The organism is Streptomyces sp. R44 (assembly GCF_041053105.1).
In the GTDB taxonomy this organism is placed as follows: domain Bacteria; phylum Actinomycetota; class Actinomycetes; order Streptomycetales; family Streptomycetaceae; genus Streptomyces.
Map to the genome: position 1 here is coordinate 999,461 of NZ_CP163444.1, position 20,110 is coordinate 1,019,570.

Genomic DNA, 20,110 nt, shown 5'->3' on the forward strand with positions numbered 1-20,110 from the left:
GGCCCCGCTCGGCGGTGATGCCGAGCGCCACCGACAGCGGGTCCGCACCCGCTCGACGGGGCGGGCACCACCCGGGCGGACGCACGACGCGCCGCCGAACGCCACACCCGCTACGCCGGTCGGCGCACTTCGATCTGCGGGGTCCGCACCTCCTTCCTACGGTGGCTGAATGATCGTCACGTCAGCTGTCCGTCATGCCGCCGCCGGTTCCGCGGCGCTGCTGTTCGTGCTGCCCGTCCCGGCGGCCGCCGCCTCTGCCGTCTCTCCCGTCTCCCGGGTCGCGACCGCGCTCGGGGAGCCCACCCCGCCCGCGCGCCAGTACGTCGACCCGGCACGGCTCGACCGGAAGGGCACGCAGGTGCAGCGGCTGCCGGGCGCGCCCTCCGTGCCCTCGGTGTCCGCCCTGTCGTGGGTGGTGGCGGACGCCTCGTCGGGCGAGGTGCTCGCCGCGCGGAACGCGCACCGGAAGCTGCCGCCGGCCAGCACCCTCAAAGCCCTGTTCGCGCTCACCGCGCTCCCCCACCACAAGCCCTCCGAGCTGCACACCGTGGCCGATGCCGAGCTGACCGGGATCGGGGCCGGGAGCAGCCTGGTCGGGGTGAAGGAGGGGTACACGTACAAGGTCTCGGACCTGTGGAACGGGGTCTTCCTGAGCTCGGGGAACGACGCCGTGCACGTCCTGGCGGAGATGAACGGCGGCTGGGAGTCGATGACCCGGCAGATGCAGGAGAAGGCCCGCGCCCTGGGCGCCGAGGACACCCATGTGGTCTCCCCGGACGGCTACGACGCCCCCGGTCAGGTGTCCTCCGCGTACGACCTGGCGGTGTTCGGCCGCACGGGGCTCCAGGACCCCGCGTTCGCCCGGTACTGCTCGACGTCGTACGCGGACTTCCCGGCGGGCTCCTGGTCGTACGGGATCGCCAACACCAACCGGCTCCTGACGGGCGCGGACGGCGTGGAGCGCTACCCGGGGATCCTGGGGATCAAGAACGGCTACACGAGCAACGCGGGCAACACCCTGATCTCGGCGGCCCGGCGGGGCGACCGGACGCTCGTGGTCTCGGTGATGAACCCTCAGGAGGGCGGCGGGTTCGCCGTGTACGAGGAGGCGCGGGAGCTGCTCGACTGGGGCTTCGAGGCGGCGGGGCGGGTGCAGCCGGTGGGCTCGCTCGCCCCGGTACGGGCGAAGGCGGCGGCCGACGCGGGCACGCGGGCGGTGTCGGTGGCCCGTGAGGGGCACGGGAGGAAGGCGGCGCCGGTGGCGCCCCGGGTGGGCGCGGGGCTGGGGGCGGAGGCAGTGGCCGCGCCCGGCGGGAAGGCTCCGGAGGCGGCGGCGTCGAGCCCGTCGGCCGGGCTTCCGCTGACCCTGGTGGGCTCGGCCTGCGCAGCGGCGCTCGCCCTGTGGGGGTGGCGGCGCAGGACGGCCCGCAGGGCCTGAACGTCCCGTTTCGAGGGCCGCAGGTCGTGCGGTGTCACGGGAGACGCAGGACCCGGCCGGGCCGGCGACGGTTCGGCGGGCGCCGCACGATCCGGCTTCTAGCCTGCGGGAACACCGTCCGGGACCGGCCCGGGCGGACTTCCCGAGGAGTGCCCGATGACGGACAGTGCGCCCGCCGCCGTACGGATCGCCGAGATCGCCGAGCGGTTCCGCGAGGTGAACGGCGAACATCCGATGACCGCCGAGGACGACGCGTACGTCTCCGCCCAGTTCGTCCCGCTGGAGACGCTGTGCGGCCGGTGGGGCCGGGACGCCGACGAGGTCCGGGGGCTGATGCTCGCGGGTCTGCTGCCGCTGCCGGGCTATCTGCGGTCGGACGGCGCCGAGATGGTGCCGCGCGATCTGTTCGCGCTCACCGAGGCGGCCGGTGGTGCCGACCTCCTGCGCGCCTGGTTCACCGGGCACTGGGAGGACCCGGTCCGGGGCGAGGAGGAGTGGACGGCGTATCTGAGCGGCCGGTACGTGTGCCTGCACCAGGTGACTCCGGCGAACATCCGCCGCAAGGAGCGGCTGACGGCGGAGATCACCGAGCGTCTCGCGGCGGCGGGGCCGGATCCCTCGCCGGAGTGGCGGGGCGCCCTCCACGCGTGCGTGGACGCGCTCGACGCCCTGGAGCCGGCGTTCACGGCGTACGACCGGCTGCGCTTCGGCGGCCCCACCTCGCGGGACACCTGCGTGGACGCGCCTCGGGCGCTCTTTCCCCGTCCACGGGACTGAGCGGCGGCCCGGTGACCGAGGCCACGGACCGCCGCCGTCGAAGGGTCGGACGCCGGGGTCAGGCGCCGACGTACTCCGCGAGGTGCTCGCCGGTCAGGGTGGTGCGGGCCGCGACGAGTTCGGCGGGGGTGCCCTCGAAGACGATCTTTCCGCCGTCGTGGCCCGCGCCGGGACCGAGGTCGATGATCCAGTCGGCGTGCGCCATGACCGCCTGGTGGTGCTCGACGACGATGACGGACTTGCCGGAGTCCACGAGCCGGTCGAGGAGGCCGAGGAGCTGCTCGACGTCGGCGAGGTGGAGGCCGGTGGTCGGCTCGTCGAGGACGTAGACGCCGCCCTTGTCGGCCATGTGCGTGGCCAGCTTGAGCCGCTGCCGCTCGCCGCCGGAGAGGGTGGTGAGCGGCTGGCCGAGGCTCAGGTAGCCGAGTCCGACGTCGGCGAGCCGGGCGAGGATGCGCTGCGCGGCCGGGGTGTGCGCCTCGCCGGAGCCGAAGAACTCCTCGGCCTCGGTCACCGACATCTCCAGCACTTCGCTGATGTCGCGGCCGCCGAGGAGGTATTCGAGCACCGAGGGCTGGAAGCGCTTGCCCTCGCAGTCCTCACAGGTGGAGGAGACGCCGGCCATCATGCCCAGGTCGGTGTAGATGACGCCCGCGCCGTTGCAGGTGGGGCAGGCGCCCTCGGAGTTGGCGCTGAACAGCGCCGGCTTGACGCCGTTGGCCTTGGCGAAGGCCTTGCGGATCGGGTCGAGGAGCCCCGTGTACGTGGCGGGGTTGCTGCGCCGGGAGCCGCGGATCGGGCTCTGGTCGACGGAGATCACCTCCTCGCCGGCGGGGATCGAGCCGTGCACGAGCGAGCTCTTGCCGGAGCCGGCGACCCCGGTGACGACGGTGAGCACGCCGAGCGGGATGTCGACGTCGACGTCGCGCAGATTGTGCGTGGACGCGCCGCGGATCTCCAGGGCGCCGGTGGGCGTGCGCACCGACTCCTTGACGGCGGCCCGGTCGTCGAGGTGGCGGCCGGTGACGGTGCCGGCGGCCCGCAGGCCGTCGACGGTGCCCTCGAAGCAGACGGTGCCGCCCGCCGTGCCGGCGCCGGGGCCGAGGTCGACGACGTGGTCGGCGATGGCGATGGCCTCCGGCTTGTGCTCGACGACGAGCACCGTGTTGCCCTTGTCGCGCAGCTGGAGCAGCAGGTCGTTCATCCGCTGGATGTCGTGCGGGTGCAGGCCGATGGTGGGCTCGTCGAAGACGTACGTGACGTCGGTGAGCGAGGAGCCGAGGTGGCGGATCATCTTGACGCGCTGTGCCTCGCCGCCCGACAGGGTGCCCGACGGCCGGTCGAGCGAGAGGTAGCCGAGGCCGATCTCCACGAAGGAGTCGAGGGTCAGCTGGAGCGCGGTCAGCAGCGGCGCCACCGAGGGCTCGTCGAGGCCGCGGACCCAGTCGGCGAGGTCGCTGATCTGCATCGCGCAGGCGTCGGCGATGCTGACCTTCCTGATCTTCGAGGCCCTGGCGCCCTCGCTGAGCCGGGTGCCGTCGCAGTCGGGGCAGGTGGTGAAGGTGACGGCCCGCTCGACGAAGGCACGGATGTGGGGCTGCATGCCCTCCTTGTCCTTGGCCAGGAAGGACTTCTGGATGCGCGGGATCAGACCTTCGTAGGTCATGTTGATCCCGGCGATCTTCATCCGGACGGGCTCGTGGTGGAGGAAGTTCTGGAGTTCCTTCTTGGTGTACTTGCGGATCGGCTTGTCCTGGTCGACGAGGCCGGACTCGCTGTAGAGCCGGTAGTTCCAGCCGCCCGGGGTGTAGCCGGGGATGGTGAGGGCGCCCTCGGCGAGCGACTTGGAGTCGTCGTAGAGCTGGGTGAGGTCGATGTCGGAGACGGTGCCCCGGCCCTCGCAGCCCGGACACATGCCGCCGGTGCGCTCGAAGGTCGCCCGCTCCGTCTTCTTGTTGCCGCGCTCGACGGTGATGGCGCCGCTCGCCCGGACCGAGGGGACGTTGAAGGCGTAGGCGCTGGGCGGGCCGATGTGCGGCTCGCCGAGGCGGCTGAAGAGGATCCGCAGCATGGCGTTGGCGTCGGTGGCGGTGCCGACGGTGGAGCGGGGGTCGGCGCCGAGGCGCTGCTGGTCGACGATGATCGCGGTCGTCAGGCCTTCGAGGACGTCGACCTCGGGGCGGGCGAGGGTCGGCATGAAGCCCTGGACGAAGGCGCTGTACGTCTCGTTGATCAGCCGCTGCGACTCGGCGGCGATCGTGTCGAACACGAGGGAGCTCTTGCCCGAGCCGGAGACGCCGGTGAAGACGGTGAGGCGGCGCTTCGGGATCTCGATGCTCACGTCCTTGAGGTTGTTCTCGCGCGCGCCGTGCACGCGGATCAGGTCGTGTCGGTCGGCGGCGTGGGGCGCGGACGCCTGCTTGTCCGCCCTCGGGGCCCTGCTCATCGTGTCTCCAGCCTTCGCGCGGTTCCTGACGGTGATCCTTCGCGCCCGTGGCCGAGCGCGTCGAGCACGTGAGCGAAGGTCATGGGTGTCACGCTAGTGGCGGCACGATGGCGATGCTTCTCGATTCCTGATCTCCTCCCGAGGTCACGTACCGCTCGGCGGCGAGGACGGCCTCGCGCGCGGTGCGTTCTCCCATGAGGACGCACAGGGTGTACGCCGTGTCCTCGAAGCGCCGGCGGGCCGACAGGTCGCCCGGCCTGTCCAGCACGCTCCGCTCCTGGGCGCGGAAGTGCCGGAGCAGCCGTTCGACGGTGTTCCTGTCGGGCAGCAGCATGGCCGTTCTCCTGTCTCCTGAGTCGCTTCATAGTCGCGGTCGTCGGCCGCACTCGCGAACCGTACGGACACGCTCCGTGAGCGGGGCTGTACGGGGAGGCCGCCGGAATGCGCTTCCTCCGCCGATGGCGGAGGGTCGGAGACATGAACGCGAGCACGCTCGGACGCGTCGTCGTCACGGGCGCCACCGGCAACGTCGGAACGAGCCTGGTCCGGATCCTGGCGCGCGATCCGGGCGTCGGCTCGGTCCTCGGTCTCGCCCGGCGCAGGCCGGGACTCGAACTCCCGGGGGTGGAGTGGGCGGAGCTGGACCTCTCCCGGGAGGGGGACGAGCCGCGGCTCGCGCAGTACGTGGCGGACGCCGACGCGGTGGTGCACCTGGCCTGGCGGTTCGGGCCGACGCACGACCCGGTGGAGACCTGGCGGACCAATGTCCTGGGCGCGGTCCGCGTCTTCGACGCGGTGGCGGCGGCGCGGGTGCCGGTCCTGGTGCACGCCTCCTCGGTGGGGGCCTACTCCCCCGGTCCCGAGGGCGGCGCCCCGGTGTCCGAGGCGTGGCCGACGCACGGCTGGCCGGGCGCCGCGTACACCCGGGAGAAGGCCTATCTGGAGCGGGTCCTCGACACCTTCGAGCGGGACCATCCGATGACCCGGGTGGTACGGATGCGTCCGGCGTTCCTCTTCAAGGAGGAGTCGGCGAGCGGGCAGCGGCGGATCTTCGCCGGGCGGTTCTTCCCGGGGCAGCTGGTGCGGCCCGATCTGCTGCCGCTGCTCCCGGAGTTCGACGGGCTGCGCTTCCAGGTCCTGCACACGGAGGACGCGGCGGACGCCTATCGCCGGGCGCTCCTGAGGGACGTCCGGGGCGCGTTCAACCTGGCCGCGGAGCCGGTGATCGACGGCGCGACGCTGGGTGAACTGCTGCACGCCCGGCCGGTGAAGGTACCGGCGGGCGCGGTACGGGGTGCCTTGTCGGCGGCCTGGCGGCTGCGGCTCGCCCCGGCCTCCCCGGGTCTCTTCGACGCGCTGCGGCACCTGCCGCTCCTCGCCACCGAGCGGGCCCGGCGCGAACTGGGCTGGGAGCCGGAGGCGAGTTCCCTGGAGGCCCTGGAGGCGTTCCTGCGCGGGGTCCGCGCGGGCTCGGGCGACGACACGGGGCCGCTGGCGGGACACCGCATCGGCTGACGCCTCGCACGCGTCGGCGCGATGCGGCGCCCGGCCGTCCGGCCGGGCGCCCGCCGCGTCAGCGCGGTGCCGCGGCGGTCCAGTCGACGAGGCCTATCCCGGCGCCCGCGGCCTCGCGGCCGCGGCAGTGGGCGCGGTGGCGGCGCAGGAGGGCGTCGATGTCGAGGTGGCGGGCGAACTCGGGGCGGGCGGCGAGGCGCTGGGCGTAGGCCCACAGGGCGGGGTGTCCGGCGACCCGGTCCATGGCGGCGGCGTCGAGGTGCCAGCGGTGGACGGTGTCGAGCTGGACGAGGGTGACCCAGACGTGCACGTCGGCGGCGGTGGGCGCGTCGCCGAGGACGTACGGCCCGCGGGCGAGGCGGCGCTCGAGGGAGCCGAGCGCGGCGAAGAGGACGGTGAGCGGGTCGTGGTGGGCGGCCTCGCCGTCGAGGCCTAGCTCGCCGGCGCGCTGGGCGGCCCGGTTGACGCTCCGCTCGCACAGGTCGGCGATCGCGTCGACGGCGTCGCGGTGCTCCTCGGGCAGCAGGTCGGGGCCGTCGCCGCGGAAGCGCAGGGCGAGGTCCCGGAGGATGTCGGGGACGTGGGTGCTGACGATCCGTCCGGTCCATCCGTCGCTGAGTACGGGCGCGGCGGCCGGGCCGGCGTAGAGGTGGGCGCTCGCCTCGTACAGCGGGCGGAGCACGGCGTATCCGCCGTCGGGGGTGTCGGGGGTGCCGGGGAGCACGGTCAGCGGGAGCGTGTCGTCGAGTCCGAGGAGGCTGTGGGTGAGGGCGATGCTCAGACACCGGGGGTCGGACGGTTCGACGTGGAGGCGGTAGCGGTGGGGCACGGCGTAGTGGCCGCTGCACGCGTCGCGGCCGATCCGGCCGCGGAAGGCGGGCACGGCGGAGGCGGGCAGGAGCGAGGACGGGACGACGACGGACATGCTTCTCCCTCGGGGGTGCTCGGTGCTGGGCCGGGCGGCGGGCGGCGTCCCGGTCACGACGGTGTGACGCGGAGGCCGCGCGGGGCCCGGAGGCAGCAGAGGTACGGGAAGAGGAGACGGGCGGACCGCGGCGGGCGCCCGGGGCCGGTCCGGCGGATCAGGCCTCGGCGGACGGGACGCCCGGGCGGGAACGGCGACTCGCGGCGCTGCAGACCCGCAGCAGATCGATGTGCCTGCGGGACGTGAGGGGCAGCGAGCGCGGGAGGGGCACGGCGGGTGAGGTGTCCCTCCGGCCGGTGCGTCCCATGGTTTCCTACCTGTTCGCTCGGTTTCCCGTCCATGAGTGTCCGGCGGGTCACGGGTGACGTCAAGGGTGCGGTACGACCCGTCTCACGGCGCGGAACGGACCGGCGGAACGGGTGCACGGATCCGGTCACGTCCGTGCGGAATAATGCGCGCATGCGCATTTCAGCCAGGGCCGACTACGCGGTGCGGGCCGCCCTCCAGCTCGCCGCCGCCCAGGACGCGGGGCCGCTGAAGGCCGAGGCCATCGCGGTGGACCAGGACATCTCGCACAAGTTCCTGGAGGGCATCCTCGGCGACATGCGCAAGGGCGGTCTGGTGCAGAGCCAGCGCGGCGGCAACGGCGGCTACTGGCTGGCCCGGCCGGCCGAGACGATCTCGGTCGCGGACGTCATCCGCTGCGTGGACGGCCCACTGGTCTCGGTGCGTGGGGAGCGGCCGCCGGAGCTGTCGTACACGGGTCCCGCCGAGTCGCTGCTGACGCTGTGGATCGCGCTGCGGGCGAGCGTCCGCGGAGTGCTCGGGGTGTCCCTCGCGGAACTCGCGGCGACGAAGCTGCCGGCGGAGATCGTCGCGCTCGCGGACGATCCGGAGGCCTGGACCAACCCCTGACCCGGACGAGGTCGACCCTCCGTCACCTGCGCGCATCCGACACGGTCTCGCCCACCAATACGGGTCTGTCCAACTCGTGGACGCCTCTTGGGACCTGAGGGCCACCTCTGTCAGTATCCCTACTATTCCAGTGGGGATACTAGGGATCGGGTGAGGTGACGTGAGTACGCCGAGGAAATCGCCGAAGAGACCAGCGATACGCACCGCCGCAGCACCACCCGACCGGCCCGCCGACGACGAGATCTGGCCCCGTGTCACCCGCGAGCTCGCCGACGACCTCGCCGTCGACGCCCTCGCCAGGGACCGGGCCGGCAAGGCCCCCTTCGACGAGGTCGCGCGGCTTCAGGAGGCCGGCCTGCCCGCCCTCCTCACCGCGCCGGGACCGACCCGGCGGGGCGCGGACTGGCGGGCCGCCTGTGCCGTCGTACGGGAGATCTCGGCCGCCGACAGCTCGGTCGGCGAACTCCTCGCCCACCACTACGCGCTGTCCTGGAGCAGCCGCTTCTTCGGCCCCGCGCACGAGGCCGGGGACGCGGACTCCCCGGCACCGGCCCCCGCGCTCTCCCTCGACGTGTGTACGGCCGAGGAGCGCTGGCTGCTCGCCGGCGGCGTCGAACCGCCGCGCGCCGAGACCGGCCCCGGGCTCACGCTCACCCCCGCCGACGGTCCCGGCGGCGGCTGGATCCTCGACGGGCGCCGCACCTTCGCCTCCGGCGTGACCGTCGCCGACCGGCTCGTCGTCGGCGCCCGGCCCGGCGGCACCGGCGACCTGCTCGTCGTCCTCGTGGACCCGGCCCACCCGGGGGTGTTCACGGACGCCGGCACCGACCGGGTCGGTCAGCGTCTGGCCGGGGCCGGCACCGTCACCTTCGACCACGTCCCGGTCGATCCCGGGCACGTCCTCGGGGTCCTCCCGCACGACGAGCACGCCGTCGCGCCCTTCACCACCCTCGCACCGCTGGCCCTGCGGCTGCTCCTCGTCCAGGTCGGGCTCGGCATCGCCGAGGGGGCGCTCGCCGAGGCCCGGGACATCAGCCGCGCCGGGCAGGCGGGCCCCGTCCTCGCCGACCGCCCGGGAGGCCCTTCGGCCGCGGACGCCGTCGCGGCGGCCGGAGCCGGGGACGACCCGTACCTCCTCCTCGCCTACGGGGAGCTGGCGACGGCCGCGCACGCCGCCGCCGCGGTGGTGGAGCGGGCGACGGACGCCCTCGCCCGGGGGCTGCTCGCCGAGTGGTCGCTGGGCCTGGAGGAACGCGCCGACATCGCCGTCCTCGTGGCGGCGGCCGAGACCGTCACGGGCCGGGCGGCCGTCCACATCACCACCCGCATCCTGGAACTCGTCGACGGCACCGCGGGCGCCGACGTCCGGGGCGGCGGTCCGGGCTTCGACCGCTTCTGGCGCAACGCCCGCGCGCTCACCGCGCCCACCCAGGCGGCCCACCGGCTCCGCGACATCGGGGACCACTACCTCAACGGCACCCACGCCCGGCTCACCCTGCTCGCCTGAGCAGCGATACGGCCCGAAGGGCCGGAAGGACCGGCATGTCGGGACGTCCGGCCCTCTCGTCGCACCGCCGTAGGGCCCAAGCTGGAGGGAGCAGGGCCGGCCGCCCGGCGGGCCCGTCACCGCACCGACGGAGGCAGCCTGATGAGTCGTGAGATCGTCGCAGGAGTGGACGGTTCCCCGGAGAGCCTCGCCGCGGCCGACTGGGCCGCCCGCGAGGCCCTGCACCGGGGCCTCCCGCTACGGCTCGCGCACGCGTGGCGCTGGGAACCGCTCGACATCCCCCTGGCGCAGGACCCCGAGGAGCAGCAGCGCGCGGCGTACGCGGTGCTGCGCGAGGCCGAGGCCACGCTCGCCGAGCGCCACCCGGGGCTCGACCTCACGACCGAGCTGCTCCCCGACACCCCGGTCGCCGCGCTGCTCGGCGCCGAGGAGCGGGCCGAGCTGCTCGTCATCGGCTCGCGCGGCCACGGCGCCGTCACCGGCTTCCTGCTCGGCTCGTACGGGCAGCAGATCATCGCCGGCGCCACCCGCCCCGTCGTCGCCGTCCGGTCCCGTGACGGCGAGCAGGCCGAACCGCCCTCGGGGTACGTGCTCGTCGGTCAGCTGGGCAGTCCGGAGGACAGCGCGGCCGCGCTCGGCTTCGCCTTCGGGACCGCCGCCGCGCGCGGGGCGGCGGTGCGGGCCGTCCGCGCGTGGAGCCTGCCGCCCCTGTACGCGTACAGCCCGGCGTCGATGCGGCTCGCGGACGAGGCCGGCGGGCTCGTCCCGTACGAGGAGAAGGCGCTGCGCGAGGCGCTCGCCCCCTGGCGCGAGCGGTACCCCGACGTGCCTGTCACCGAGCACGTCGAGCTGGGCAGCGCGGGCCAGGTGCTCCTGTCCGGCTCGGGCGGCGCCCAGCTCCTGGTGGTCGGCCGGCGTGCCCGGCGCGGGGCCGTCGGGCCGCGGATCGGTTCGGTGGCGCACGCGGCGCTGCACCTCGCGCCCTGTCCGGTGGCGGTGATCCCGCAGGGCTGAAAGGCTCGGACGTGGGTTGACACACCGCGTTGACGAGGAGTGTCGGGGCGGCGGGAGCCGGAAAGTCTTACCGCCGTCGCCCCGGTGGCTCTCCGAGCGCCGGACCGAACGGCGACCCCGGCGAGAGAGCGGAGCTCCATGCGGCACCACGACCGTCCCGGCCAGCCCGAAGAGCGCGACCCCACCGACCGCTTCGCGAGCCCTCGGCCTTCCGCCGCGGGCAGGCACCGGAGAACGGGCGGGACGCGGCGGCACGTTCCGCGCCGGCCGTCGTTCCGTACCGCCGTCACCCTCGGCGGAGCCGCGGCCGTGGTGCTCACGGTGGCGACCGGGATGTACGTGGCCACTCCCGCGACCGGCACGACGGCCACCGCGGCCGCCGCCCCGGACCGGCCGACGGCGGCCGCCGGGAAGGCCGCCCGGTTCGTGCGGGACGTCGTGGAGCTCGCCAACGCCGAGCGCGAGAAGGCCGGTTGCGACCCGCTCCGCTCCGAGGGGCACCTGCGGGCCGCCGCGCAGGGGCACGCCGACGACATGGCCGCCCGCGACTACTACGAGCACCACAGCCCGGAGGGCCGGGACGCGGGCGACCGGATCACCGGCGCCGGGTACGCGTGGTCGACCTGGGGCGAGAACATCCACCGCGGACCGAAGACCCCGGCCCGGGCCATGGCGGACTGGATGGACAGTCCCGGCCACCGGGCGAACATCCTCAACTGCTCCTTCAAGGACATCGGCGTCGGGGTGACCCTCGCCGCCAACGGCCCCTGGTGGGTGCAGGACTTCGGAGCCAGACGCTGAGCAGCCGCCGTCTCCCGTTCAGGAGGCGGGGGCGGCCAGTTTCTGCACCCAGATCCGTCCGCTCGGACCGGGCACCGACGCGACGCCGGTGTCCCGGTACCGGCAGTCCAGCATGTTCTGCTCGTGCATCGCCCCGTCCTGCCAGTCCTCGACGACGCTCTCCGGGTCGGCCGCGCCGCGCGCCAGGTTCTCGGCCCAGGCACTCCAGTCGTATCCGGCGGCGGTGATCCGCGCGTCCGCGAACTCGCCCTCGGGGCTGCTGTGCCCGTAGAAGCCGCGCGCGACCATGTCCCGGGCGTAGCCGCGGGCCGCCTCGACGAGCCGGGGGTCGGTGCGCAGCGGGGCGCAACCGGCCTTCGCCCGGAGGCGGTTGACGAGCGCGGTGACCCGCTCCCCCGGGTCGGCGGCCGGTGTCGGGCGCGGGGTGCGCCGGGGTGTGGGGGCGGCGGTGGTCGGCGCGGGGGCGGCGACGGTGGCCACCGGGCTCGGGGAGACCGTGGCCGGGGCGGTCGTCGCCGGGGGCCCGGCGAGGGGCCGCTCGGGCCTGGCCCGTGCCTCGGGCCGCGGCGGTACGAGGAGGGCGACGGCTCCGAGGACTGCGACGGCCGCGACGCCGGCGACGGTGGCGCGGCGGAGGGGGGTCCAGCGGCCGCCCCGTACGGAAGGGGTCTCCGCGTACGCCGTGTACTCCACCGCGGGTGCGTCCGCGAGCTTCGCCGCGACGGTGAGCGGCGGCACGAGGCCGATGCCGACGAGGAGGCCCTCGACGGGGGCGAGTCCGCTGCGGCCGGTCGCGCGGGAGGCGCAGGCGGCGCAGCCGCGCAGATGGCGGGCGATCCGCTTGCGCCAGAGCGGGGAGGGCCGGCCGTCCCAGGCCGTGAGCATCTCGGTGAGCTCCGGGCAGGGCGGCATCGCGTCCAGGGCGCGGACCACCGCGCGTCCGGTGTCGAGGCGTTCCCTCATCCGCTGGACGCGGACGGCGGCGTGCGCCGGGGTGACGCCGAGGCCTTCGGCGAGCTCGGCGCGGGTGAGTTCGCCGGCGGCCTCCAGCCACCACAGCGCGAGGAGTTCGGCGTCGTCCTCGTCGAGCCAGCGGGTCGCGCGGGCCACGTCGCGGCGCTGCCCGGAGAGGCCGAGGCGGAGGATGGTGAGCTCGGTGAAGTCCCCGGCCGGGTCCGCGAGCTCCGCGGCCCGGTCGAGGCCGGGGACGGGCCCCCGACGGCGTTCCTGCCAGCGGCGCCGTATGCCGTTCATGGCGATGGCGACGAGCCAGGACCGGAAGCGCGACGGGTCGCGGAGGCCGGTGAGGCCGTCGAGGGCGCGGACCATCGTCTCCTGGACGATGTCGTCCGTGTCGGCGTGGCCGTCGAGGGCCCGGCCGACGATGTTGTGGACGAGCGGAAGATGGTCGCGGACCAGGGTGTCCCTGGCGTCCGCGTCACCCGCCCTGGCCGCCTTGACCAGCGCGGTGGTGCGTCGCTCGTCGCTGTGCATGGGTCTGCTCCCTCATCCCTGGTCCGAGTCCCCCGTCGTCAGGAGACCCGTGGGCAAGGGAGGGATAACACTTTCCGATGGCCGACGGCTACCGCGGTGGTGCCGCGGGCAGGGTCGGGACCGTGGCCCCGTTCCCCTCCCGGACGGCCGCCACGACGGCGTCGTGCAGCTCGCGGCTCTCCTCCTCCGAATCGCACGGAACGGGACTGCCCGACATGGTGAACCAGTCGGACGCGCCGCTGTACTGCACGGCCACGCGTGCCTCGCGATCGGCGAACGTCGTGTGCACGGTCACATCGCCCGTGAGGACACCCGCCTCGTCGGTCAGCACCCCACCTCGCCCGGTGTAGACACCGGCGGTCGTCCAAGATGCCCAGCTCATGCCCTCCAGGGTCACACCGGTGGGTGAGATGCGCCACCGACGGGACCGCCCCGGCCGGAGGGATTCCGGCCGGGGCGGTACGGGTCGCGCGCCGAGGCGGTACGGGTCGTCGCGCGCCGGGGCGGACGACGGTCCGCGCCGGATCAGGCGAGGGACGCGACGGCCTCGTTGAACGTGGCGGACGGGCGCATCACGGCCGCGGCCTTGGCCGGGTCGGGCTGGTAGTAGCCGCCGATCTCGGCCGGGGAGCCCTGGACGGCGATCAGCTCGTCGACGATCTTCTGCTCGTTGGCGGTGAGCGTCTCGGCGAGCGGGGCGAAGGCCTTCGCCAGCTCCGCGTCCTCGGTCTGGGCGGCCAGCTCCTGGGCCCAGTAGAGGGCCAGGTAGAAGTGGCTGCCGCGGTTGTCGATACCACCGAGGCGACGGGTCGGCGACTTGTCCTCGTTGAGGAAGGTGCCGGTGGCGCGGTCGAGGGTGTCGGCGAGGACCTGGGCGCGGCTGTTGCCCGTGGTCGTCGCGAGGTGCTCGAAGGAGGCGGCCAGGGCGAAGAACTCGCCGAGGCTGTCCCAGCGGAGGTAGTTCTCCTTGACGAGCTGCTGGACGTGCTTCGGGGCGGAGCCGCCGGCGCCGGTCTCGAAGAGGCCGCCGCCCGCCATCAGCGGGACGACCGACAGCATCTTGGCGCTGGTGCCCAGCTCCAGGATCGGGAAGAGGTCGGTCAGGTAGTCGCGCAGGACGTTGCCGGTGACCGAGATGGTGTCCTCGCCGCGGCGGATGCGCTCCAGGGAGAACTTGGTGGCCTCGACCGGGGAGAGGATCTTGATGTCCAGGCCCTCGGTGTCGTGCTCCGGCAGGTACTGCTCGACCTTGGCGATGAGCTGCGCGTCGTGGGCGCGGTTCTCGTCCAGCCAGAAGACGGCCGGGGCGCCGGTGGCGCGGGCGCGGGTGACCGCGAGCTTGACCCAGTCCTGGATGGGCAGGTCCTTGGTCTGGCAGGCGCGGAAGATGTCGCCCTCGGCGACCTCCTGCTCCAGGAGGACGGTGCCCTCGGAGTCGACGAGGCGGACGGTGCCGGCCTGGGCGATCTCGAAGGTCTTGTCGTGGGAGCCGTACTCCTCGGCCTTCTGCGCCATGAGGCCGACGTTCGGGACGGAGCCCATGGTGGACGGGTCGAAGGCGCCGTGGGCACGGCAGTCCTCGATGACGGCCTGGTACACGCCGGAGTAGCTGTGGTCCGGGAGGACCGCGAGGGTGTCGGCCTCCTGGCCGTCCGGGCCCCACATGTGGCCGGAGGTGCGGATCATGGCCGGCATCGAGGCGTCGACGATGACGTCGGACGGCACGTGCAGGTTGGTGATGCCCTTGTCGGAGTCGACCATCGCCAGGGCGGGGCCCTCGGCGAGCTCGGCCTCGAAGGAGGCCTTGATCTCGGCGCCGTTCGGGAGGGCGTCGAGGCCGTTCAGGACGGTGCCGAGGCCGTCGTTCGGGGACAGGCCGGCGGCGGCGAGCGCCTCGCCGTACTTCGCGAAGGTGTTCGGGAAGAAGGCGCGGACGACGTGGCCGAAGACGATCGGGTCGGAGACCTTCATCATCGTGGCCTTGAGGTGCACGGAGAAGAGCACGCCCTCGGCCTTGGCGCGGGAGACCTGCTCGCCGAGGAAGGTGCGCAGGGCGGCGGCGCGCATGACGGCGGCGTCGACGACCTCGCCGGCGATGACCTTCAGCGGCGCACGGAGCTCGCTGACGGTGCCGTCGGCGGCGGTGAACTCGAAGCGGAGGGTGTCGTCCTTGGCGATGGCGACGGACTTCTCCGTGGAGGCGAAGTCGTTCTCGCTCATCGTGGCGACGTTCGTCTTGGACTCGGGGGTCCAGGCGCCCATGCGGTGCGGGTGGTTCTTGGCGTAGTTCTTGACCGAGCCCGGCGCGCGGCGGTCGGAGTTGCCCTCGCGCAGGACCGGGTTGACGGCCGAGCCCTTGATCTTGTCGTAACGGGCGCGGACGTCCTTGTCCTGGTCCGTCTGCGGGTCGTCCGGGTAGTCCGGGAGGGCGTAGCCCTGCGCCTGGAGCTCGGCGATCGCGGCCTTCAGCTGCGGGATGGACGCCGAGACGTTCGGCAGCTTGATGATGTTGGCGCCGGGCGTCTTGGCCAGGTCGCCGAGCTCGGAGAGGGCGTCGGCGATGCGCTGGCCCTCCTCCAGGAACTCGGGGAAGACGGCGATGATGCGGCCCGCGAGGGAGATGTCACGCGTCTCGACCGTGACTCCGGCCTGCGAGGCATACGCCTGGATCACGGGCAGGAACGAGTACGTCGCCAGGGCGGGCGCCTCGTCAGTGTGGGTGTAGATGATGGTCGAGTCAGTCACCGGGTGCTCCGCTCCACGTCTGCGTATGCGAGATTGCTCGACATCAAGATATCTCGTGATCGTGCTCCTCGGTAAAGGGCCCCACGAGCTCGGCGTCGCGGGGGACGCCGGCGGCCTCCACGAAGGGCCCGCCGAGCCGGTACGCGGCGGGGGCGCCGTCCACGTCGACGCGCCGGAGCACGGCGAGCAGGATCAGTCCGGTGGCGGCGACGACGCCGGCGGCGAGGGCCTGGCCGCAGCGGTGCGCGAGCCGGAGCTCGGCCGGGTCGTACGGGGCGGTGGCGGGCAGCGCGAGGGTGTCGCCGAGCAGCCAGAGCCCCGCTCCGAGGCCGCCCAGGGCCAGCAGGGCGAGCGGGACGGTCACCGGGAGACCGGGCAGGGCGGGTCCCCGGCGCGGGCCGGGGCGGACCTTGCCCCGGCGGGCGATGACGGCGAGGAGGCCCGAGGTCACGGCGAGGACGACGAGGGCGGCGGCGATGACGTCGCCGGGCCGGTGCTGCCCCGCCGCGAGGGTGTACGCGCCGACGGCGACGGCCCAGAGGGTGGCGGCGCCGACGGCCAGGGCGCGCTGCCGGTAGGGGGCGACGAGGACCAGGCCGAGGGCGATGCCGACGGCGAGCGTGCTCTGGGCGCTGGGGAAGCCGCTGGTGGCGAGGCCGGCGGTGTCGGCGAGCCGGGGGCGGGGGGCGTACCGCTGGAGGAGTCCGGTGACGGCGAGGGCGGTGACGACCGCTCCGGCGGCGGCGCCGGTGAGGGCGTACCGCTTGCGTATGAGGCCGGTGGCGAGGAGGAGGACGCAGCCGAGGACGAGGGAGACGGTGGTGGCCCCGGCGAGGGAGGGATGCTCGCGGAGCAGGGTGGCGGCGGCGGGGTCGGCGCGGCGGCCGGTGACGGCGGCGTCGCCCCAGCGGCGGCCGGTCGCGGTGAGCACGAGTCCCGCGTAGATGACCGTGAGGAGGAGGACGGCCCCGAGGCAGGCACGGCGGGTCCGGGTGCGGACCCGTGTGCTGAACGAGCCGGCGGCTTCGCCGGCCACGGCGGCGTACCACCAGGTGTCACCGGTCTCCAGCGGCCTCGGGGAGCCGCCGGCGCGGAGCCTGTCGTAGGAAGCCATGCCCCGATTCGAACCCATGCGCGCCCGTGGCGCCCGCTGGACTCACCCGAACGACACGTCGGAGGCGGGTCAGGCGTCCTGGCGCGGGCGCTGGGAGAGGACGAGGAGGATCAGTCCGGCGAGGAGGAAGCCCAGGGCGATGCCCTGGACGGTGGAGCGCGCTCCCCGGTCGTCGAGGAGCGCGGTGGCCGCCTGGAGCGCCAGCGCGGCCCCCATCGACAGCTGGGCCCAGCCGAAGAGTCGCGGCCGGTGGACGTAGCCGCGCTGCCAGGGCATCACCCAGCCGCTGCGGAGCGTGGCCGTCCCGCCGACGAGAGCCAGCAATGCGACCACGGCGCTCGGAATCGCCATGTACCAGGACACGGTCCCCCCTCGATCTTCCAGCACCGCGCCGGAAGTCGACGCGATCATGCCACAGCGAGCCGGCCGGCGCGGTCGCGGTCGTGGCGGCGTGTGCCGTAGAGGGTGAACGCCGTGTTCACCAGGGCGACATGACTGAGCGCCTGGGGCATGTTGCCGAGCTGACGGCCGGCCACCGGGTCCCATTCCTCGGCGAGGAGCCCGACGTCGTTGCGGACGTCGAGGACCCGCTCGAAGACGGCCCTCGCCTCGTCGGCGCGGCCGGTCACGGCGAGGGCGTCGGCGTACCAGAACGTGCAGGCGACGAAGCTCCCCTCGGTGCCGCCGAGGTCGTCGAGCTCGTGCGTGCCGCCGTCGCGGGCGTCGCCGTACCGGCGCAGGAAGCCGTGGTCGTCGAGCCGTTCCATCGCCCGGACGGTGCCGAGGACACGGGGGTCGGCGGCCGGGAGGAAGCCGAGCCGGGGGATCAGCAGGGCGGTGGCGTCGACCTGCCGGCTTCCGTAGTACTGGGTGAAGGAGCCCTGTTCCTCGCTCCATCCGCGGGCGCAGATCTCCGCGTGCAGTTCGGTGCGGAGCGCCTGCCAGCGTGCGAGGGAGCCGCGCAGTCCGGCGAGGCGGGCGAGGCGGACGGCACGGTCGGCGGCGACCCAGGCCATGACCTTGGAGTGGACGAAGTGGCGGCGCGGGCCCCGGACTTCCCAGATGCCCTCGTCGGGTTCGCGCCAGCGCTTGCCGAGGTACTCCAGGAGCGAGGCCACCAGGGACCAGGCCGCGGGGTCGAGGTCGACGCCGGCCCGGACGGCCGAGTAGACGGTGCTGAGGACCTCGCCGTAGATGTCGAGCTGGAACTGGCCGACGGCGGCGTTGCCGAATCTGACGGGGCGTGAGTTCTCGTAGCCGGGCAGCCAGTCGGCGTACGTCTCGGGCAGCCGCCGCTGCCCCTCGACCCCGTACACCGGCTGGAGGTCGGCGGGGTCGCCCGCGACGGCGCGCAGCAGCCAGTCGGTCCAGGCCAGGGCCTCCCTGCGGTATCCGCTGCGGAGCAGACAGGAGAGGGTGAAGGTGGAGTCGCGCAGCCAGCAGAAGCGGTAGTCCCAGTTGCGGCCGCCGCCGACGGACTCGGGCAGCGAGGCGGTGGCGGCGGCGACGATGCCGCCCGAGGGGGCGTAGGTGAGGGCCTTGAGGGTGAGCAGGGAGCGGAGCACGGCCTCGCGGGCGGGCCCTTCGTAGCGCAGGTTCGCTGCCCAGTCGTTCCAGAAGGCGAGGGTACGGGCGAGGGCGGCGGCGACACCGGCGGGCGAGGCGGGCGGCGGCGCGGGGGCGTACGAGGGGCTCCAGCCGAGGACGAAGGCGACCCGGCGGCCGGCCGTGACGGTGAACTCGCAGCTCGTACGGTCGGGGGTGACGTCCAGTTCGACGCCGGGCCCGCAGGAGAGGTGGGCGGCGTCCGGCCCGGCGAGGGAGACGACGGTGCGCCGGTCCTTCGCGCGGGTCCAGGGCACGATGCTGCCGTGGTCGAAGCGGACCCTCAACTCGCCCCGTACGGCGACCCGTCCGGCGACCCCCTCGACGATGCGGACGATCCTCGGGGAGTCCTCGCCCGGGCTGCGGGGCGGCATGAAGTCGGTGATCCGGACGGTTCCGGAGAGGGTCTCCCAGACGCTGTCGAGGACGAGCGTGTCGCCGCGGTAACTCCTGCGCGTACAGCGGCCGTTGCCGACGGGGGCGAGGATCCATCGGCCGTGGTCCGGCTCGCCGAGGAGGGCGGCGAGGCAGGCGGGCGAGTCGAAGCGGGGTGCGCACCACCAGTCGACGGACCCGTCGGTCCCGATGAGCGCGGCGGTCTCCAGGTCACCGACGAGGGCGTAGTCCTCAATTCGCCCTGCCATGACCGGATTGTATTCCTCCGGGGGATCGCGTGCAGAAACAACCTGGTGACAGGGGGGAATGACCCGGCGGCAGAGCGGGTCATCCTTTCGCGCGGGTCCGCATATCCTTCCGCTCTTCTTGACGGCGTCGCCCCGGGCGCAGGATTCTGAGAACGCGGGCCGGCCATCGAGAGGCCGGGCCGGCGAGAAGGCCGTACCGATGAGTAGCGATTCGCATGCGCATCCCCTGCGCCGGTCGACCGACCGGGCACCCGGTTCTGGCACCCTGACGGTGAGCCTCGTCCTCACGGCCCGTCCGGACGGCGGGGACCCGGGAGCGGCGCTCGACCGGATCCTCGACCAGGTGCCGTCGAGCGTGCGGGAGGTCGTCCTGATCGGCGGACCCGCCGGAGGGACCGAGGAGCGCGCCGGGCTCGGCGTGCTCCGGCTCGGGGCCTGGGACTTCACCCGCGGCGACATTCCGCACGCGGCCCTGCTCGCCGCGACCGGGGATCTGGTCGTTCTGATGAACGCCGACGGAAGCATGTCGCCGCAGGAGATCCCGCATTACCTGCATTACCTGGAAAGCGGTTACGACTTCGTCAAGGGATCGCGTTTCATCGCGGGCGGGGATTACGCCGACTATCCGCTGTCACGGCGGATCGGGCACCGCGCTCTGCTGCGGGTCGCCCGCCGCCTCTACGGCCAGCACCTGACGGATCTCTGGTACGGATTCTGTGCGTTCCGGCGCCCCTTCGTCGACCTCCTCGACCTGCGCGAGGACGGGGTGGAGCTCGGCGCCGAACTCGTCACGCACGCGCTGCACTACGGGCTGCGCGTCGCCGAGGTGCCGAGTCTCGAACTGCCCCGCCGTCACGGCCCGTCGCATCCCCGCACGATCCGCGACGGCGCCCGTATCCTCGGCGCCCTCCTCCAGGAGCGACCGCACAACGCCCTGTCGCGCCTCACGCGGACCCCTTTGCGCGGCTCGCGGGACGCTTCCGGTTGACGAAACGGCCCCAAGGGTGCTAACGCTGAGATGAGCAACATTTCTGGACAAACCAGACAGTGAGCGCACACCCTCGGCAGGGTCGGTTGCCGGAAGAGGCTCGTCGTGACCTCCATCCATTCCAGCCGGACGCCGGTGGCACCCGTGCCGCACCCCCTGCGGCGGGTGACCGACTGGCCCCT

17 protein-coding genes are annotated in these 20,110 nt (G+C 73.8%); 8 read left to right on the forward strand and 9 right to left on the reverse strand.

The features are described from left to right. The first annotated feature begins 169 nt into the window (after window positions 1-169). Entirely contained in the window at window positions 170-1,438 is a 1,269-nt protein-coding gene (locus AB5J54_RS04800) for a D-alanyl-D-alanine carboxypeptidase family protein (protein ID WP_369142623.1), read from the forward strand. Window positions 1,439-1,594: 156 nt separating this feature from the next. Next, window positions 1,595-2,215 carry a DUF6058 family natural product biosynthesis protein gene (locus tag AB5J54_RS04805; protein WP_369142624.1) on the forward strand — a complete coding sequence of 207 codons (621 nt, stop codon included), beginning with the start codon at window positions 1,595-1,597 and terminating at the stop codon, window positions 2,213-2,215. A 58-nt stretch (window positions 2,216-2,273) separates the two neighbouring features. On the opposite strand, the gene AB5J54_RS04810 is transcribed toward AB5J54_RS04805, so the two are convergent. Together AB5J54_RS04810 and AB5J54_RS04815 are read right to left on the reverse strand one after the other, a co-directional pair. After that, a complete protein-coding gene (locus AB5J54_RS04810; RefSeq protein ID WP_369142625.1) occupies window positions 2,274-4,661 on the reverse strand; it encodes an ATP-binding cassette domain-containing protein in 2,388 nt (795 codons plus the stop codon). 88 nt (window positions 4,662-4,749) lie between these two features. Beyond that, window positions 4,750-4,995, reverse strand: a complete 246-nt coding sequence (locus tag AB5J54_RS04815) for a DUF5133 domain-containing protein (protein WP_369142626.1) — start codon at window positions 4,993-4,995, stop codon at window positions 4,750-4,752. A gap of 143 nt (window positions 4,996-5,138) precedes the next feature. Here AB5J54_RS04815 and AB5J54_RS04820 point away from each other — a divergent pair, with 143 nt between their 5' ends. After that, a complete protein-coding gene (locus AB5J54_RS04820) occupies window positions 5,139-6,176 on the forward strand; it encodes an NAD-dependent epimerase/dehydratase family protein (RefSeq protein ID WP_369142628.1) in 1,038 nt (345 codons plus the stop codon). A gap of 58 nt (window positions 6,177-6,234) precedes the next feature. Here AB5J54_RS04820 and AB5J54_RS04825 read toward each other — a convergent pair whose 3' ends face one another. Further along, window positions 6,235-7,101: a glutathione S-transferase C-terminal domain-containing protein gene (locus AB5J54_RS04825; RefSeq protein ID WP_369142629.1), complete on the reverse strand. Its 867-nt coding sequence runs from the start codon at window positions 7,099-7,101 to the stop codon at window positions 6,235-6,237. A gap of 459 nt (window positions 7,102-7,560) precedes the next feature. Here AB5J54_RS04825 and AB5J54_RS04830 point away from each other — a divergent pair, with 459 nt between their 5' ends. The 4 genes from AB5J54_RS04830 (at window position 7,561) to AB5J54_RS04845 (ending at window position 11,338) form a co-directional block, all read left to right on the forward strand. Next, complete coding sequence (locus tag AB5J54_RS04830; RefSeq protein WP_369142630.1) at window positions 7,561-8,016, forward strand: Rrf2 family transcriptional regulator; 456 nt, start codon at window positions 7,561-7,563, stop codon at window positions 8,014-8,016. A 160-nt stretch (window positions 8,017-8,176) separates the two neighbouring features. Further along, window positions 8,177-9,523: an acyl-CoA dehydrogenase gene (locus tag AB5J54_RS04835; protein WP_369142631.1), complete on the forward strand. Its 1,347-nt coding sequence runs from the start codon at window positions 8,177-8,179 to the stop codon at window positions 9,521-9,523. Window positions 9,524-9,664: 141 nt separating this feature from the next. Beyond that, window positions 9,665-10,537, forward strand: a complete 873-nt coding sequence (locus AB5J54_RS04840) for a universal stress protein (RefSeq protein ID WP_369142632.1) — start codon at window positions 9,665-9,667, stop codon at window positions 10,535-10,537. A 138-nt stretch (window positions 10,538-10,675) separates the two neighbouring features. Further along, on the forward strand, window positions 10,676-11,338 hold the full coding sequence (locus AB5J54_RS04845) for a CAP domain-containing protein (protein WP_369142633.1): 663 nt from the start codon (window positions 10,676-10,678) through the stop codon (window positions 11,336-11,338). Between the two features lie 18 nt (window positions 11,339-11,356). Here the strand turns inward: AB5J54_RS04845 and AB5J54_RS04850 are convergent, their stop codons facing one another. From AB5J54_RS04850 to AB5J54_RS04875, 6 genes are all read right to left on the reverse strand, one after another. After that, window positions 11,357-12,832 carry a sigma-70 family RNA polymerase sigma factor gene (locus tag AB5J54_RS04850; RefSeq protein ID WP_369142634.1) on the reverse strand — a complete coding sequence of 492 codons (1,476 nt, stop codon included), beginning with the start codon at window positions 12,830-12,832 and terminating at the stop codon, window positions 11,357-11,359. 88 nt (window positions 12,833-12,920) lie between these two features. Then, a complete protein-coding gene (locus tag AB5J54_RS04855) occupies window positions 12,921-13,214 on the reverse strand; it encodes a hypothetical protein (RefSeq protein WP_369142635.1) in 294 nt (97 codons plus the stop codon). Window positions 13,215-13,357: 143 nt separating this feature from the next. After that, window positions 13,358-15,577, reverse strand: coding sequence for an NADP-dependent isocitrate dehydrogenase (locus tag AB5J54_RS04860; RefSeq protein ID WP_369142636.1), 2,220 nt, complete (start codon window positions 15,575-15,577; stop codon window positions 13,358-13,360). 43 nt (window positions 15,578-15,620) lie between these two features. Next, a complete protein-coding gene (locus AB5J54_RS04865; RefSeq protein WP_369142638.1) occupies window positions 15,621-16,691 on the reverse strand; it encodes a phosphatase PAP2 family protein in 1,071 nt (356 codons plus the stop codon). Window positions 16,692-16,760: 69 nt separating this feature from the next. Then, entirely contained in the window at window positions 16,761-17,054 is a 294-nt protein-coding gene (locus tag AB5J54_RS04870; protein WP_369142639.1) for a hypothetical protein, read from the reverse strand. Window positions 17,055-17,098: 44 nt separating this feature from the next. After that, on the reverse strand, window positions 17,099-18,940 hold the full coding sequence (locus AB5J54_RS04875; RefSeq protein WP_369142640.1) for a glycoside hydrolase family 15 protein: 1,842 nt from the start codon (window positions 18,938-18,940) through the stop codon (window positions 17,099-17,101). Window positions 18,941-19,139: 199 nt separating this feature from the next. Between AB5J54_RS04875 and AB5J54_RS04880 the strand changes: the two genes are divergently transcribed. Then, complete coding sequence (locus tag AB5J54_RS04880) at window positions 19,140-19,928, forward strand: glycosyltransferase family 2 protein (protein ID WP_369142641.1); 789 nt, start codon at window positions 19,140-19,142, stop codon at window positions 19,926-19,928. The last annotated feature ends 182 nt before the right edge of the window (window positions 19,929-20,110 follow it).

Coding starts and splice junctions, on each gene's coding strand:
- AB5J54_RS04800 (WP_369142623.1), top strand. CDS start 170: ATGATCGTCACGTCAGCTGTCCGTCATGCCGCCGCCGGTTCCGCGGCG.
- AB5J54_RS04805 (WP_369142624.1), top strand. CDS start 1,595: ATGACGGACAGTGCGCCCGCCGCCGTACGGATCGCCGAGATCGCCGAG.
- AB5J54_RS04810 (WP_369142625.1), bottom strand. CDS start 4,661: ATGAGCAGGGCCCCGAGGGCGGACAAGCAGGCGTCCGCGCCCCACGCC.
- AB5J54_RS04815 (WP_369142626.1), bottom strand. CDS start 4,995: ATGCTGCTGCCCGACAGGAACACCGTCGAACGGCTGCTCCGGCACTTC.
- AB5J54_RS04820 (WP_369142628.1), top strand. CDS start 5,139: ATGAACGCGAGCACGCTCGGACGCGTCGTCGTCACGGGCGCCACCGGC.
- AB5J54_RS04825 (WP_369142629.1), bottom strand. CDS start 7,101: ATGTCCGTCGTCGTCCCGTCCTCGCTCCTGCCCGCCTCCGCCGTGCCC.
- AB5J54_RS04830 (WP_369142630.1), top strand. CDS start 7,561: ATGCGCATTTCAGCCAGGGCCGACTACGCGGTGCGGGCCGCCCTCCAG.
- AB5J54_RS04840 (WP_369142632.1), top strand. CDS start 9,665: ATGAGTCGTGAGATCGTCGCAGGAGTGGACGGTTCCCCGGAGAGCCTC.
- AB5J54_RS04845 (WP_369142633.1), top strand. CDS start 10,676: ATGCGGCACCACGACCGTCCCGGCCAGCCCGAAGAGCGCGACCCCACC.
- AB5J54_RS04850 (WP_369142634.1), bottom strand. CDS start 12,832: ATGCACAGCGACGAGCGACGCACCACCGCGCTGGTCAAGGCGGCCAGG.
- AB5J54_RS04855 (WP_369142635.1), bottom strand. CDS start 13,214: ATGAGCTGGGCATCTTGGACGACCGCCGGTGTCTACACCGGGCGAGGT.
- AB5J54_RS04865 (WP_369142638.1), bottom strand. CDS start 16,691: ATGGCTTCCTACGACAGGCTCCGCGCCGGCGGCTCCCCGAGGCCGCTG.
- AB5J54_RS04875 (WP_369142640.1), bottom strand. CDS start 18,940: ATGGCAGGGCGAATTGAGGACTACGCCCTCGTCGGTGACCTGGAGACC.
- AB5J54_RS04880 (WP_369142641.1), top strand. CDS start 19,140: ATGAGTAGCGATTCGCATGCGCATCCCCTGCGCCGGTCGACCGACCGG.